Source organism: Paenibacillus sp. sgz302114, from assembly GCF_056120345.1.
In genome coordinates, this window is sequence record NZ_JBVYOI010000001.1 from 441,144 (window position 1) to 456,168 (window position 15,025).

At 51.9% G+C, this 15,025-nt stretch carries 18 protein-coding genes; 17 read left to right on the forward strand and 1 reads right to left on the reverse strand.

Annotation, left to right across the window (positions count from 1 at the left end):
• Positions 1-18: 18 nt before the first annotated feature.
• Entirely contained in the window at positions 19-177 is a 159-nt protein-coding gene (locus tag AC0LWF_RS01980) for a hypothetical protein (protein WP_474649891.1), read from the reverse strand.
• A gap of 297 nt (positions 178-474) precedes the next feature.
• Here AC0LWF_RS01980 and rplU point away from each other — a divergent pair, with 297 nt between their 5' ends.
• The 17 genes from rplU (at position 475) to AC0LWF_RS02065 (ending at position 15,022) form a co-directional block, all read left to right on the forward strand.
• On the forward strand, positions 475-786 hold the full coding sequence (gene rplU, locus AC0LWF_RS01985) for a 50S ribosomal protein L21 (RefSeq protein WP_474649892.1): 312 nt from the start codon (positions 475-477) through the stop codon (positions 784-786).
• A gap of 10 nt (positions 787-796) precedes the next feature.
• Complete coding sequence (locus tag AC0LWF_RS01990; RefSeq protein WP_474649893.1) at positions 797-1,138, forward strand: ribosomal-processing cysteine protease Prp; 342 nt, start codon at positions 797-799, stop codon at positions 1,136-1,138.
• Positions 1,139-1,152: 14 nt separating this feature from the next.
• The gene (gene rpmA, locus AC0LWF_RS01995; RefSeq protein ID WP_474649894.1) at positions 1,153-1,458 is read left to right on the forward strand and encodes a 50S ribosomal protein L27; all 306 of its coding nucleotides are present in this window, start codon (positions 1,153-1,155) and stop codon (positions 1,456-1,458) included.
• Positions 1,459-1,617: 159 nt separating this feature from the next.
• Positions 1,618-2,358 (forward strand): Spo0B domain-containing protein, encoded by a 741-nt coding sequence (locus tag AC0LWF_RS02000; RefSeq protein WP_474649895.1) that lies wholly within the window; start codon positions 1,618-1,620, stop codon positions 2,356-2,358.
• Between the two features lie 14 nt (positions 2,359-2,372).
• Positions 2,373-3,701: a GTPase ObgE gene (obgE, locus tag AC0LWF_RS02005; protein ID WP_474649896.1), complete on the forward strand. Its 1,329-nt coding sequence runs from the start codon at positions 2,373-2,375 to the stop codon at positions 3,699-3,701.
• Positions 3,702-3,900: 199 nt separating this feature from the next.
• Positions 3,901-4,338, forward strand: coding sequence for an ACT domain-containing protein (locus tag AC0LWF_RS02010; protein WP_474649897.1), 438 nt, complete (start codon positions 3,901-3,903; stop codon positions 4,336-4,338).
• A gap of 29 nt (positions 4,339-4,367) precedes the next feature.
• Positions 4,368-5,654 (forward strand): homoserine dehydrogenase, encoded by a 1,287-nt coding sequence (locus tag AC0LWF_RS02015; RefSeq protein WP_474649898.1) that lies wholly within the window; start codon positions 4,368-4,370, stop codon positions 5,652-5,654.
• Between the two features lie 38 nt (positions 5,655-5,692).
• On the forward strand, positions 5,693-6,766 hold the full coding sequence (gene thrC / locus AC0LWF_RS02020; protein ID WP_474649899.1) for a threonine synthase: 1,074 nt from the start codon (positions 5,693-5,695) through the stop codon (positions 6,764-6,766).
• A complete protein-coding gene (gene thrB, locus AC0LWF_RS02025; protein ID WP_474649900.1) occupies positions 6,766-7,740 on the forward strand; it encodes a homoserine kinase in 975 nt (324 codons plus the stop codon). Before thrC ends, thrB begins: the two co-directional genes overlap by 1 nt.
• Positions 7,737-8,612, forward strand: coding sequence for a prephenate dehydratase (gene pheA / locus AC0LWF_RS02030; protein ID WP_474649901.1), 876 nt, complete (start codon positions 7,737-7,739; stop codon positions 8,610-8,612). Before thrB ends, pheA begins: the two co-directional genes overlap by 4 nt.
• 45 nt (positions 8,613-8,657) lie before the next feature.
• A complete protein-coding gene (gene ilvE / locus AC0LWF_RS02035; protein ID WP_090572879.1) occupies positions 8,658-9,539 on the forward strand; it encodes a branched-chain-amino-acid transaminase in 882 nt (293 codons plus the stop codon).
• A gap of 181 nt (positions 9,540-9,720) precedes the next feature.
• The gene (locus tag AC0LWF_RS02040) at positions 9,721-11,382 is read left to right on the forward strand and encodes a LysM peptidoglycan-binding domain-containing protein (RefSeq protein ID WP_474649902.1); all 1,662 of its coding nucleotides are present in this window, start codon (positions 9,721-9,723) and stop codon (positions 11,380-11,382) included.
• A gap of 169 nt (positions 11,383-11,551) precedes the next feature.
• Entirely contained in the window at positions 11,552-12,196 is a 645-nt protein-coding gene (locus tag AC0LWF_RS02045; RefSeq protein ID WP_474649903.1) for a BofC C-terminal domain-containing protein, read from the forward strand.
• A 169-nt stretch (positions 12,197-12,365) separates the two neighbouring features.
• Positions 12,366-12,869: a crossover junction endodeoxyribonuclease RuvC gene (ruvC, locus tag AC0LWF_RS02050; RefSeq protein WP_474649904.1), complete on the forward strand. Its 504-nt coding sequence runs from the start codon at positions 12,366-12,368 to the stop codon at positions 12,867-12,869.
• Positions 12,866-13,498 (forward strand): Holliday junction branch migration protein RuvA, encoded by a 633-nt coding sequence (ruvA, locus tag AC0LWF_RS02055; RefSeq protein WP_474649905.1) that lies wholly within the window; start codon positions 12,866-12,868, stop codon positions 13,496-13,498. Before ruvC ends, ruvA begins: the two co-directional genes overlap by 4 nt.
• 19 nt (positions 13,499-13,517) lie before the next feature.
• The gene (gene ruvB / locus AC0LWF_RS02060; RefSeq protein ID WP_474649906.1) at positions 13,518-14,573 is read left to right on the forward strand and encodes a Holliday junction branch migration DNA helicase RuvB; all 1,056 of its coding nucleotides are present in this window, start codon (positions 13,518-13,520) and stop codon (positions 14,571-14,573) included.
• Positions 14,573-15,022 (forward strand): thiol-disulfide oxidoreductase DCC family protein, encoded by a 450-nt coding sequence (locus AC0LWF_RS02065; RefSeq protein ID WP_474649907.1) that lies wholly within the window; start codon positions 14,573-14,575, stop codon positions 15,020-15,022. The genes ruvB and AC0LWF_RS02065 overlap by 1 nt, the downstream gene beginning before the upstream one ends.
• Positions 15,023-15,025 lie beyond the last annotated feature (3 nt).

A 15,025-nucleotide genomic window follows, 5' to 3' on the forward strand; every position in this document is an offset into this window, starting at 1 on the left:
TGGTCATAAGCGCCTTGACTACACCTGCGATTTGGTGAAGGCTGCGCCTTCATGCAGCTTCTGTACGTGCTCCTTCTCGGTACTGCTGTGAATGACCACTTCTTGCTTTGCGTTAGACGGTGTCAGCACATAGAAAACACCGGCTCCTGCGAGCGCAATGATGAACAGAACGAGCATCTCATTCGCCTCCCTTGGCATTTATAGGTATCTAGCAGCTGTCATTGATAGATACGTATACGCCAACATATGAGAGAATTCAAGAGTTGGTATAGTCGATGAACTACCGTTATGTAAATAATTACGAAAAAGATTGCTACAGCCCAGCTTAGTGTGTTATTATATTTTGGTGCCTGTGAAAGCTCGGCTTTTACACGCATGTACCGCACAGAACAGGTACATAAGCTCAGTTTGAGCTCATGGCTCGAGCCGACACCTGCATCAGGCGAGTCTTCGATATAAGGAGGTGCAACACATATGTTCGCGATTTTTGAAACTGGTGGTAAACAGTATAAAGTACAAGAGGGCGACGTTCTTTTCATCGAGAAACTGGACGCTACTGAAGGTCAAGAGGTAACTTTCGACCGCGTACTGGCTGTTTCCAAAGGTGCAGAGCTTGTAACAGGTACTCCGGTTGTTTCCGGCGCTACTGTAACAGCGACTGTTGAGAAACACGGCAAAGGTCAAAAAATCATCGTTTATAAATACAAAGCGAAGAAAAACTACCGCCGTAAGCAAGGTCACCGTCAACCGTACTCCAAAGTGACGATTGGCAAGATCCAAGGCTAAGAGGTTCATTATGATAACGGTCACGATTGAGCGCCTCTCGGCTGCTAATGCACGGATCGTATCGTTTGCAATTGAAGGACATGCCAAGTTCGCGAAGCCCGGCAAAGACATCGTCTGCGCTGGCGTATCGGCTGTATCGGTCGGCACCGTGAACGCGATTGAGGAGCTGGCAGGCATTGAGCTTCCGGCTTCCATGAAGAGCGGCTGGCTCCGGTCAGATATTCCGGTTACGGCTGACGCAGACTCGAATGAGAAAGCGCAGCTGCTGCTGGAAGGTATGATCGTGATGCTGAATTCAATTGCAGCCTCATACGGGAAGTATGTTGATATTCGTCAACAATATCGGGAATAAAGGAGGGAAAATCCATGTTGAAATTGAATCTTCAGCTCTTCGCTTCGAAGAAAGGTGTAGGTTCCACAAAGAACGGACGCGACAGCCAATCGAAACGTCTCGGCGCAAAACGCGCTGACGGCCAAACGGTTACTGCTGGTAGCATCTTGTTCCGTCAACGCGGAACGAAAGTTCACCCGGGCAACAACGTTGGTATCGGTAAAGACGACACACTCTTCGCATTAATCGAAGGCGTTGTGAAGTTTGAGCGTTGGGGACGCGATCGTAAGAAAGTTAGCGTTTACCCAGTTGCAGTTGCTCCAGTAGCGGCAGCAGAATAATAGTTCTCCCTGGTCTGCATGCAGGCCGGGGTTTTCTTTTTTTTCCTCCGCTTTTTAGCGTTGCCCACTAAAACTTTTTTAGAGGCCGAGGACGGCAAAAAGGTATAGCTTGTGCTATACTGTTTAAGCTAGGAAAGAATAGGAAAGTGGGCTCGGTTCATGAATCGGATTGGATTGACCAAACGACTTGCGGCTGCATCGTCAATTGTGGTGCCTGCGGCTGCAGTGCTCATCTGGCCGTCACAGCTGTGGCTGCTGGCTGTGTTCGTACTCTGGCTTACACTTGCTTCCGTATACTGGATATGGACAGAGCGCAAAGCGTATGAATTACGGATAGAGAGGTCAACAGAGGCGATACAGCAAACCGCAATTCGTACATTAAATCATCATCGACATGACTGGATGAATGACCTGCAAGTGATTTATGGTTATATTCGGATGAACAAAGCGGATAGAACCGTCCAGTACGTGGAACAGATAAGAGATAGAATGTTGACGGAGAGCAAGATCGCCAAGCTCGGCGTGCCGTCGCTTGTCTTATTTATTCAATCTTTTCGCACGTTAACGCACTCATTAATCATCGATTGGGAGATTGACGGGGAATTGAATATGGCGGACCTGAATGTGGACGGCGAAGCCTGTGCGAAGACGATTATGGAAGTCATCAACGCCTATCGGTTTGCAATCCAGCCGGGAATGGGAGATGCCGCAAGGCTCGGCATTCAGTTGTCGGAGAATGAGCGGAAGCTTCTTGTGACGTTCAGCTGTGAAGGGCAAGTCGGTGAGCTTGACGCTTGGAAATTGAAATGCAATGAAGCGCTGGAAGGATCGCCGCTGAAGCTGGCGGAGAACGGATTAAACAGCAGATATATGAGGCTGCAAGCGCAGCTTGGGAACTAAACGGAGGCTAACACATGTTTGTCGATAAGGCGAAGATTTTTGTAAAAGGCGGGGACGGCGGCAATGGGATCGTCTCGTACCGCAGAGAGAAATACGTGCCGAACGGCGGTCCTGCCGGCGGTGATGGCGGCCATGGCGGAGACGTTATCTTTCGTGTAGACGAAGGACTTCGTACACTGATGGATTTCCGTTACCAGAAGCACTTTAAAGGCGAGAAGGGCGAGCGCGGCAAAGTAAAGTCGATGCACGGCGCAAATGCGGAGGATACGATCGTTCGCATCCCGCCGGGAACGGTTATTCTCGATTCGGATTCGGAAGCTATATTGGCGGATATGACGCAGCATGGCTCAGAAATTATTGTTGCAAAGGGCGGTCGTGGCGGACGCGGCAACTGCCGCTTTGCAACAGCGGCAAACCCGGCTCCTGACTTTTGCGAGAATGGCGAAGAAGGCGAAGAACGCTGGATTACGCTTGAGCTGAAGGTAATGGCTGACGTCGGACTTGTGGGCTTCCCGAGCGTAGGCAAGTCGACATTGTTGTCGGTTGTATCGGCGGCAACGCCGAAGATCGGCGCGTATCACTTCACAACGCTTACGCCGAATCTCGGTGTCGTTGATGTAGGCGATGGCCGCAGCTTCGTTATGGCGGATCTGCCAGGACTCATTGAAGGTGCGCACGAAGGTGTCGGACTTGGTCATGATTTCTTGCGTCACGTTGAACGCACGCGCATTATTTTGCACATTCTCGATATGTCCGGCTCCGAAGGCCGCGATCCTTATGAGGATTGGGTGAAGATCAACGAGGAGCTGAAGCTGTACAATCCGCTCTTGGCAGATCGTCCGCAAATTATTGTAGCGAACAAGATGGATATGCCGGATGCCGAAGAGCAGCTCGCAATGTTCAAGGAACAGCTGGAAGCGGCTGGCCTTGCTGAGAACCACACGCTCGTAGCGATGTCCTCCTTGACGAAGAAGGGGGTTCAGGAGCTGTTGTACAAGGCGGCCGACCTGCTGGAGACCGTTCCAGAAACCCGGACGATCGAGGAAGTGAAAGACGTTGCGGAGCGCAAGGTGTACACGCTTGATCAGGCAGAGGACCGTTCGTTCAAGGTTGGCAAGGAGAACGAAGGCTTCTATGTGGAGAGCGCGTATATTGAGAAGTTCATGAAGCGTGTTAACTTGAACAACTCCTATGACGCGATCATGCGTTTCGCGCGGACGATGCGGACGTTAGGAGTCGATGCGGAGCTGCGGAAGATTGGAGCTAAGGACGGCGATATCGTCAGAATCGGCGACTATTCATTCGAGTTTTTCGAAGGAAGCGACTTCTATTACAACGAATAACGTGTATCAAGCTGCTTTGGCCAGGCTTGCAGAATCTCTGCAGGCTTGCATGCTGAAGCGGCTTTTTCTTTTACGGGCAAAGGGATATTCAGGTATAATATAAAAGTTGTAGATGTCACATTTCCTATTGCTGCATTCGTCGTTTTTCGATATAATGTCCTCTATGGAAGAACAGATGTCTATTGTAGGAGGACGGCGAGTGGAGGAACGATATTTTGTCGTCCGCGAGGATATGTTGCCGGAAGCCATCGTGAAGACGATACAGGTGAAAGAGATGCTCCGCCGCGGGGAAGCGACTACCGTTCATGAAGCAGCTGAGCGGGTTGGCCTGAGCCGAAGCGCTTTCTACAAGTACAAAGACGGCGTATATACGCAGAATCAGCTGCAGCGAGAAGCCATCGTAACGATCTCTATGGATTTGGATCACCGTTCAGGCGTGTTGTCCAAAGTGCTTGGCCTTGTTGCCAGCTCGGAAGGCAATGTGCTGACGATCCACCAGACGATACCGCTGCAAGGACTAGCAAGTGTCATTATTTCGGTCGAAACGTCGATGATGACAAAGACGATATCCGAAATGATGGATGCCATTCGTAAGCATGACGGCGTCCGCAAGGCGTCGATAATAGGACAGGGATAAACTGAATTTTCATATATGGAGGAACTGGAATGAAACCGATTAAAGTAGGATTGCTCGGCCTTGGAACGGTGGGAACAGGTGTTGTTCGCCTCGTGGAAGGTCATCAGAGCGATTTGGAGAGCCAAGTCGGCTCGCCGATCGTTATCGAGAAAGTGCTCGTACAGAACAAGAGCAAAGCGCGTTCGATCAATATTGATTCGAGCAAGCTGACAGAGGATGTTTGGGAAATTATTCATAACCCTGAGATTGACGTTATCGTGGAAGTGATGGGCGGCATTGATCTGACGCGCAGCTATATCCTTGAGGCGATTTCTCGCGGTAAACATATCGTAACAGCGAACAAAGATTTGATGGCGCTGCACGGTCCAGAGATACTGTCCAAGGCGCAAGAGCATGGCTGCGACATCTTGTATGAAGCTTCCGTAGCTGGCGGTATCCCGATTATTCGTACGCTGGTTGAAGGCTTCTCCTCCGACCGCATCACGAAGATCATGGGTATCGTGAACGGTACAACGAACTACATCCTGACGAAGATGAGCCAAGAAGGTGCGGATTACAGCGATGTGCTGAAGGAAGCGCAAGAGCTTGGTTATGCGGAATCCGATCCGACCTCTGACGTGGAAGGCCTAGATGCTGCACGCAAAATGACCATTCTAGCGACACTTGGCTTCCGTGCCAACATCGCGCTTGAAGATGTGGATGTTAAAGGGATTTCGTCGATTTCCCGTGAAGATATTCTCTATGCAAAGCGCCTCGGTTATGAAGTGAAGCTGCTTGGCATAGCGGAGCGTCAAGATGACTATATCAGCGTGAGCGTACAGCCGACGATGGTGAAGCGTTCGCACCCAATCGCTTCCGTAAACGGTGTGTTCAACGCGGTTTACGTGTATGGCGAAGCGGTAGGCGAGACGATGTTCTACGGAGCAGGCGCAGGCGAGCTGCCGACAGCAACTTCCGTCGTTGCTGACCTTGTTGCCGTTGTGAAGAATCTCAAGCTTGGCGTGAACGGCAAGCAAGAGAAGCTTGCTTACAAAGAGAAGAAGCTTAAGACTGACGAGCAGATCGCATCGAAATACTTCCTGCTGCTGCATGTTGCGGATCGCGCTGGTGTACTGGCACGCATCACGCAAGCTTTTGCCGAGTTTGAAGTAAGCCTTGAGTCTGTATTGCAGCAGCCGAATGCGAGCAATCCGGAAGCGGAAATCATCATCATTACGCATGATGCGAACAAAGCGGCAATGAAGAAAGTGCTTGGCGCACTCGAGAGTATGGATGTCGTGAAAGTAATCAAGAGCGTTTACCGTGTAGAAGGCTAATAAGCTAATCTTATAGACATAAAGGAGCATTACCTACGATGAGATACCTTGGCTTGATTGAAACGTACAAAGAATATTTGCCTGTAACGGACAAAACTCCAATGTTGACGCTGCAGGAGGGCAATACGCCGCTCGTTCGCGCAGAAAACTTGTCTAAGGAGCTTGGGCTGAACCTGTTCTTCAAGTATGAAGGCTTGAACCCGACAGGCTCGTTTAAGGACCGTGGTATGGTAATGGCAGTTGCCAAAGCGATGGAGGAAGGCAGCACGACAATTATGTGTGCGTCGACTGGAAACACGTCGGCAGCAGCTGCTGCTTATGCGGCTCGTGGCGGACTGAACTGCATCGTCCTGATTCCGAATAATAATATTGCGCTTGGCAAGCTTGCTCAAGCGGTAATCTATGGTGCCAAAGTGATCGCGATCAACGGCAACTTCGACCGCGCGCTCGAGATCGTCCGTGAAATTACGGCTAAGCATCCGATCACGCTTGTAAACTCGGTTAACCCGTACCGCATCGAAGGCCAGAAGACAGCTGCGTTCGAGGTCGTAGATCAGCTGGACGGAGTAGCGCCGGACTATTTGGCAATTCCAGTAGGCAATGCGGGTAACATCTCTGCGTACTGGAAAGGCTTCAAGGAGCTTCACGCACACGGCCGGATTTCGAAGCTGCCGAAGATGGTCGGCTTCGAAGCGGAAGGCGCGATGGCGATCGTGAAGGGCGAGCCAATCGCAGAGCCAGAGACGATTGCTACCGCAATCCGAATCGGCAATCCGGCTAGCTGGACAACAGCGGTTGCTGCTGCGGAAGAATCCGAAGGTCAAATCAACTTCGTCACAGACGAAGAGATTCTTCACGCGTACAAGCTAATCGCAAGCCGTGAAGGAATCTTCGCAGAGCCGGCATCCGCGGCTTCGATCGCTGGCGTGCTGAAGCTTAAGCGCGAAGGCAAGTTCCAAGGCGGCGAGACGATCGTCTGCGTGCTTACAGGCCACGGCTTGAAGGATCCGAACATCGCGATCAAGAGTGTACAAGCTGAGCCGATCGTTGTTGACGATACGGAAGAAGCGGTTATGAATGCCATCCGCCAGCTTGAGGAAGCAGCACAGTGATGAATCGCCGGGTAATGGTGAAGGTTCCGGCCAGCACGGCGAATCTTGGTCCTGGCTTTGACGCGCTTGGCATGGCGTTGTCACTGTATGCCTGGATTGAGATGGCAATTCCCGAGGATGGCAGAACTGTAATCAACCTGCATGGAGATGGACTGGACGGCATTCCCGTCGATAAATCCAACCTGATTTATAAAGTGGCTCAGCTCGTGTTCGAGAAAGCAGGCGTATCCGTACCTGAGATCACTATTGATATGTTTATCGAAATTCCTCTGACAAGAGGGCTCGGCAGCAGTGCATCCGCCATTATTGGCGGACTCGTTGCCGCGAACGCGTTAATCGGAAGCCCGCTTAGCGAAGACGAGCTGTTCCAGCTGTCAACGGAGCTCGAAGGCCATCCGGATAATGTCGGCGCATCGCTCTTCGGCGGTATCGTCGTGGCATCATGGGACGGCTCTCGCGCTGCGAAGGTGACGATTGCGCCGCCAGCGGATCTAGAAGTTCTCGTTGCGATTCCTCAGTTTGAACTGGCGACAGAGAAAGCGCGTCATGCGCTTCCTACACAGCTTAGCATGAAAGATGCTGTCTTCAACGTGGCTAACAGCTCCTTGCTCGTTGCTGCGCTCGCAAGCGGTCAGCTGGATCTTATTCCGCATGCGATGCGAGATCGGCTCCATCAGCCTTATCGGGCACCACTCGTGCCTGGTATGGCAGAAATTCTAGAGCATGCCACAGAGCATGGCGCTCTTGGAGTTGCTCTCAGCGGAGCGGGCCCGACGCTGCTCACACTCGTTCACCGCGGAAGCACGCAGAAGGCAGAGCTAGAAGCATTCCTGATCGACACGCTGAAGAGGCACGGCATTGAAGCGGAGACGATGTGGCTTGAGCCATGCACCGGAGGGCCTGAGCTCACGGTTGTAAGGGAGCCAAGTGGACAATCGTTCATGGAACGCGTTAAAGGAGAAGTCAGGGCATGATAAATGTAGCATGTTTGACGAAAGGCTCCACCTCGGACGAGGCGGCCAAATATTTATTCGGTGCGCATAACGATACGATTCAGTACACCTACCACCGTATGATCGCGGATGTATTTCTGGCGACGGCGGAAGGGAAAACGGACTACTCCATTATTCCGATTGAGAATACGATTGACGGTTCGGTGGGCTTACATACCGATTGGCTCGTTGATGAGGTCGATTTGCCGATTCAAGCCGAGTGGGTATATCCGTCCATTCAGAATTTGATTGGTCCTGCATCTGAATTGCTTGATGATGCTGGCGGTCTCGCTTACGGGCGGATTACGAAGGTGATGAGCCACCCTGTGGCGATGGCACAGTGCACGCAATATTTGAAGCGCCATCTTCCGCATGCGGAGCTTGAGCATGTTGGCAGTACATCCGAAGCTGTTCGGATTGTACGAGACAATCCGGGCCGCGGTTGGGCGGCGATTGGCCAAGTATCCGCAGCTGCGGACAACAACTTGTCCGTGCTGGAAGCTGCGGTGACCGATCACGACAACAATTTCACAAGGTTCCTGCTTGTCGGCAGCAAGCCATTCACCATTCGCGAATCGGCTGCGCATAAGACGAGCGTTCTGATTACGATGCCTGAGGACTATCCTGGCGCCCTTCATCAGGTGCTGTCTGCTTTCTCGTGGCGTCGAATCAACTTGTCCCGCATCGAATCGCGTCCGACGAAGAAGAAGCTCGGCAATTATTATTTTCTGATCGACATCGATATGTCACTCGATACGGTGCTGCTTCCGTCAGCAATTGCTGAAATCGAAGCTATCGGCTGTCAGGTTCGTGTATTAGGAAGCTATCCTAGCTTTAAATATGTTACAGCGTAAGCAATCTATATGAGAAGCAAACATTTCGGAGGTGCATGAGCAGTCATGGCAGAGCAAGTCATTTATTTAAACGGTGAGTATGTAAGCAAAGAAGATGCAAAGATTTCCGTATTCGACCACGGTTTTTTATACGGAGACGGGATCTTCGAAGGAATCCGAATCTACGGCGGCAATATCTTCAAATGCAAAGAGCATCTTGACCGTCTCTATGACTCGGCAAAATCAATCATGCTGGACATTCCTCTAACTCAAGATGAGATGGAGCAGGCTCTGGTTGAGACGATTCGCAAGAATGGCCTGCGCGATGGTTATATTCGGCTTGTCGTATCTCGTGGTCCCGGCAACCTGGGCCTTGATCCGAAGCGCTGCCCGCAAGCTTGGGTTATTATCATCGTTGAGCAGCTGGCGATCTACCCTGCAGAAGCTTACCGAGATGGACTTGTATCGGTATCGGTATCGCAGCGCCGCAACATTCCAGATGCGCTGAATCCGAAGATCAAGTCGCTGAACTATTTGAACAACATTCTCGTTAAAATCCAAGCTAACCTTGCTGGCGTTGGTGAAGCGATTATGCTGAACTCCCAAGGCTATGTTGCTGAAGGCTCCAGCGATAACATCTTCATCATTAAGCGTGGAGTTGTCTACACGCCGCCTTGCTATGTAGGTGCGTTGGAAGGCATTACGCGTGCAACGATTATGGAGCTGTGTGCGAAGCTAGGCTACACGCTGAAAGAAGAGCCATTCACGCTGCATGATGTGTATGTGGCTGACGAAGTGTTCTTCACGGGTACGGCTGCAGAAGTAATTGCGGTTCGCGAAGTGGATGGCCGTACGATCGGAAGCGGCAAAGCAGGTCCGATTACGACGCATCTGCTTGAAGAATTCCGTATGACCGTTGAAGTGGACGGCGTTAAAGTTTACGAATAGTGGCACGAATTCATAAAGTTGAAGTTCTCTGGCGCGGACCTGCGCTCGGAGGAACTTCAACTTTTTTTTGTGCGCATGGGTGACACTCGCCTAGCTGATGCATAGGATGTAGGGATTGATAACGGGCGTTTGCCGCGTCTTCCGCGTAAGGCGTACGAACGTGACAGGAGGTATTAAGCGGGTGAAAATTCATATTGTAAAAAAAGGCGATACCTTATACCTAATTGCACAAAAGTACAACGTATCGCTGGAAGAAATCATTAAGCTCAACCCGGACATTACGAATCCAGATCAAATCAACATCGGCATGAAAGTGAAGGTGCCGACGGGTTCGAATCACCATGGCGGCCAAATGGACATCATGCATCAGCATGTTGTGCAGCAAGGGGACACGTTATGGAAGCTGTCGAAAGCTTGGGGCGTGCCGCTTGGCGATATGATTAAAGCGAATCCGCAGCTGAAAAATCCGAACGTGCTGCTGACTGGAGAGATCGTCAACATTCCGACGCCAGGCTCTTCGGGCATGATGCATGACATGAGTGAGAATAGCGGCAAAGGCACGGGTCACCATCTGTTGTCGCCGACCTCGGTTATGCACGGCGTTCAAGGCTTGATGGGCAAAATTCCGACAGGGAAGAAGCCAACAGGCCAAAAGCCAAGCACAATGCCAATTCCGGAAGTACTTCCGGAAGCGATCGAGCCAGCTCCGGCTCCAGAGCCAGTACCAGTACCAGTACCAGTACCAGTACCTACACCGCTGCCTGCGCCAGTGCCGGTAGTGGAGAAGAAGTATCCGGTGTATAACGCGCAGCAACACGTCGATCTGTTCAAGCAATATGGCGTGCCGGCAACAGAAGTGATGTCGCTTTATGATATGCCTAAGATGCCTGAAGCGGTATCGCCAGCTTCACAAGGCCCAATGAAGCATGGTTATGGCTTCAGCAATCCGACGGTTGTATCGCCAGCGATGACGGGCGGCTACGGGATGAATCCAACGGCAGTGTCGCCAGCGATGACAGGCGGATATGGTAATCCAACGGCAGTATCGCCAGCATCGACAGGAAGCGGCTATGGTTTCCCAACAGCAGTATCGCCGGCATCAACTGGCGGAGGCTATGGGATGAATCCAACTGCAGTTAGCCCTGCGGAAGAAGGACCAGAATGGGGTCCGCCAATGACATTGCCATGGGGCGCGCCAAGCTATGGCTTTAGCCCGTCGATGGTATCTCCTGCAGAAATGGGACCGCAAGGCGGCTACGGTTATGATGGATTCGATCCATCAATGGTATCTCCGGCTAACGTAGGCCCGCAAGGCGGCTATGGATATGGCTATGACCCATCAATGGTATCCCCAGCAAACGTAGGACCACAAGGCGGCTATGGATATGGTTATGATCCATCAATGGTATCTCCAGCTAACGTAGGACCACAAGGCGGCTATGGATATGGTTATGATCCATCAATGGTATCTCCAGCTAACGTAGGACCACAAGGCGGCTACGGATATGGCTATGATTCATCAATGGTATCCCCAGCTAACGTAGGTCCACAAGGCGGTTACGGATATGGCTATGACCCGTCGATGGTATCTCCAGCAAACATGGGGCCATCAGGCTACACTTATATGGGCAATGGTCAAGTTTCTCCAATCGTAGCGGGTGCAAATGATAAGAATTGCAACTGCGGCTGCCGCGAAGACGAGGGGCCCCACATTGACGAGGAAGAAGGCATTGAGCTGAGCGAGCCGAAAGCTAGAGTTGCCCGCAAGAAAAAGCCGGTTATCCGTACGGTACGTACTGCAAAACCGAAACGCCGTGGCAGCTACCCGTGGATTAACAGATAACAGGTCAGAATGGATCGTTTTGCGTTCAGCCCCGCGCTTGCTCCTGGCACTCTACTGCCGGGCGCCAGCCGGGGCTTTTGGCAATGGGAGCACTTAAATTAGAAATCGGTGCATATTTCTCCAGCAACGTTGAGAGACTAACAAAAAAGGAAAAAAGGGGATTTCCAGTATGGAATTCAGCCTGTGGAAAAAAATAAAACAGAAACTTCGCCGCTCCCGCCGTCCTGTGTGGCAGCTTGGAAGTTTTATCGCTGCCGTATTGCTGCTCTTCAACTGGACAGCGAGTGATGTATCTGCTGCTGAGCCGGACAAGCCTTCGAACGGTAGTCCAAGCAGTGTCATTGAGACACTCTCAGGGCAGTCCGAGCAGGTTAATGTGAAGCTGCGTCTGATCTATTTATGCGGTGATGAAATGAAGACGCTTGGCAAAATGAGCGCCAAAGCCGCGCTCAGCATGCTTGCGCAGCACCCCGAATGGAACGCGGTCATGCACCCGGGCGGCGCGGTCGTGATGGAGCAGCGAGTTGATGATCTGTCTGATTCGTGCAAAAGAAACGGCTATATCAGCCTTGATAAGTCGGGCAATTTGACGATGTTCGACGGTTCGCCGAAGGAGAAGAAGGTGATGCGCACTTTCTTTCAGCTTGATGTCCGCTACATGGAGAGCAGCCTGCCGAAGGAGCGTATCGACCAGCTGATGAATGGCATCCGCATAAACGATAAAGATGAATTCAACAGTGTCATTTCGACGTTCAGCGATTATGCGATCGACCGCAATGAGAAGGTAGAAAAAGTAATGAAACGGTCATTTTGAACTGAATGGAAAGCTGAAGGGACGGCCCGGTATTACGGTCCGTCCTTCTTCTTTGCCCATCGCCCATCCCGAGACAAAACGCGTGTTCTCATCCTGCTCATCATTTGGTATAATGGGGGGAAGCCAATTTTTGATAGGGACATGAAGTTGGCCTGGGGAGAGAATTGCATTGCGAGTATTAGGTATCGATCCGGGGATTGCCATTGTCGGATTTGGATTTATTGACAAAATCGGGAGCAAGCTCGTTCCCGTTCAATACGGCTGCATCCAGACGGAGGCGCATACGCCTCAAGAAGAGCGGCTCAAGCAGGTTTACGAATCTACCTGTTCGCTTATTGACCGTTACAAGCCAGATACCGTTGCTGTCGAGAAGCTGTTCTTCAACAAGAACGTCACGACAGCGTTCTCGGTCGGTCAGGCGCGCGGTGTCATGATTCTAGCAGCGGCACAGCGCGGATTGCCAGTAACGGAATATACGCCGCTTCAAGTGAAGCAAGCCGTTGTCGGCTACGGTAAAGCGGAGAAACGTCAAGTGCAGGAAATGGTAAAGATGTTCCTGAAGCTATCCGCCATCCCGAAGCCAGATGACGTTGCGGATGCGCTTGCGGTGGCCATTTGCCATGCCCATTCGTCGGTTCTGACGCAAAAAATTAACGAGGTGAACCGAGGATGATCGATTATATTCGCGGACGTGTCGTCCATTTGGATACCGAGTATGTCGTAGTGGATGTACGTGATATCGGCTACCAGGTTTTTACGCCGAATCCGTATGCTTTTGTGAAGAGCGATGATGCCGTTACGATTTATACACATCACCATGTGCGCGAAGATGCGAATCTGCTCTTCGGATTCTCGAATCGGGAGGAGCAGGCGATGTTCCGCAAGCTGCTGGATGTCTCTGGCATCGGTCCGCGCGTTGCGCTTGGCATTCTTGCTGGCGGTAAGCCGGAGACGATTGCGGCAGCCATTCAGCAAGAGAACTTAACGTTCCTGACGAAGCTTCCGGGCATCGGCAAGAAGACCGCGCAGCGGATGGTGCTTGATCTGAAGGATAAACTTGATCATATCCCCGGCGGGTTCAGCTTTGCGGCAGCGAGCTTTGTTCTTGATGATGCGGGCACAAGCGGCACGTTGTTCGAAGGTGGAGAAGTTTGGCGCGAGGCACGTGAAGCGCTTATGGCTCTTGGGTATACCGCAGCCGAGCTTGACCGCGCATGGCAGGGCATGAAGCAGACGGAAGTGCCGAATGAGAGCGTGGATTCGCTCATGAAGCGGGCATTGCAGCAGCTGTTTAAAGGCTGATTGAAGGAGGTAAGCGTAAATGGACGATCGGATAATTTCCGCCAACCTCATGATGGAAGATCAAGCGGTGGAGTATAGCTTGCGTCCCCGCTATTTGTCTGAGTATATCGGCCAATCGCAAGTGAAAGAGAATTTGAAAGTATTCATTGAAGCCGCGAAGCTGCGCAAAGAAGCGCTGGATCACGTACTGCTATATGGTCCTCCGGGACTTGGCAAGACGACGCTGTCGAACATTATAGCCAATGAGCTCGGCGTCAATCTGCGTACGACGAGCGGACCTGCAATTGAACGGCCTGGCGATCTTGCGGCGCTGCTCACGAATTTGCAGGAAGGCGAGGTACTCTTCATCGACGAGATTCACCGGCTGCACCGGACGGTAGAGGAAGTGCTCTACCCGGCTATGGAAGACTTCGCGCTTGATATCATGATCGGCAAAGGCCCGAGCGCAAGATCAGTTCGCCTCGATTTGCCGCCGTTCACGCTAATCGGAGCAACGACGCGTGCTGGGCTCTTGTCAGCACCGCTTCGTGACCGCTTCGGCGTTGTGAGCCGACTTGAGTTCTACACGGTCGATGAGCTGGCGTTTATCGTCTCTCGCGCGTCAGAAATTCTCGGCGTGAACATTATCGGCGAAGCCGCGCAAGAGATTGCGATGCGCTCGCGAGGAACGCCGCGAATTGCGAACCGGCTCTTGAAGCGGGTGCGCGACTTCGCGCAAGTGCGCGGAGACGGCATTGTGACACATGAGCTAGCGCGTTCGGCGCTTAGCCTCATTCAAGTCGATCCGCTTGGTCTCGACAGCATTGACCATAAGATGCTCCGTGCGATGATTACTATTTATCGCGGCGGACCGGTCGGGCTGGATACGATTGCGGCGACAATTGGCGAAGAAGGTCAGACGATTGAAGATGTATATGAGCCTTATCTCATGCAGATCGGCTTCCTGCAGCGTACGCCGCGCGGCCGGATGGTGACGCCGCTCGCTTACCGGCATTTAGGGCTTCCTGTTCCGGAGGAGAAAGGCGGCGCTGCCGATCAAGCAGGCGATTCCGATGAAGGAGGCGTCATCCTCTAATGGCCCGAACACCGAAACAATCGGAAGAGCGAAGTCGCGAGAAGCTGATTGTGCTGTATGACGGTGAATGCAATTTATGTTTGGCAAGCGTGAAGCGCTTAAAGGAGCTGCAATCCAGCTCTATTGTTCGTTTTATTGCCGTGCAGGCATTGGATGAGACGTACGAGACCATTCCCGGTCTTGATCATGTGACTACGGAGCAGCTGTTATCGAAGATTCATGTCGTGGAGATGGATGGCACGCTGCATGCCGGAGCGGCAGGCATTGTCCGTATCTTGCGCACGACGAGAGGATTGCGCTGGCTTGCCTGGTTATACCGGGTTCCAGGCCTCCACAGCGCGGCAGATGGCTTATACCGGATCATCGCAGCAAAGCGCTATGATTGGTTTGGCAAAGCGGATCAAAGCTGTCATGAAGGAGCTTGTTCGCTGCCGCCGCGCAAGGATTAGACA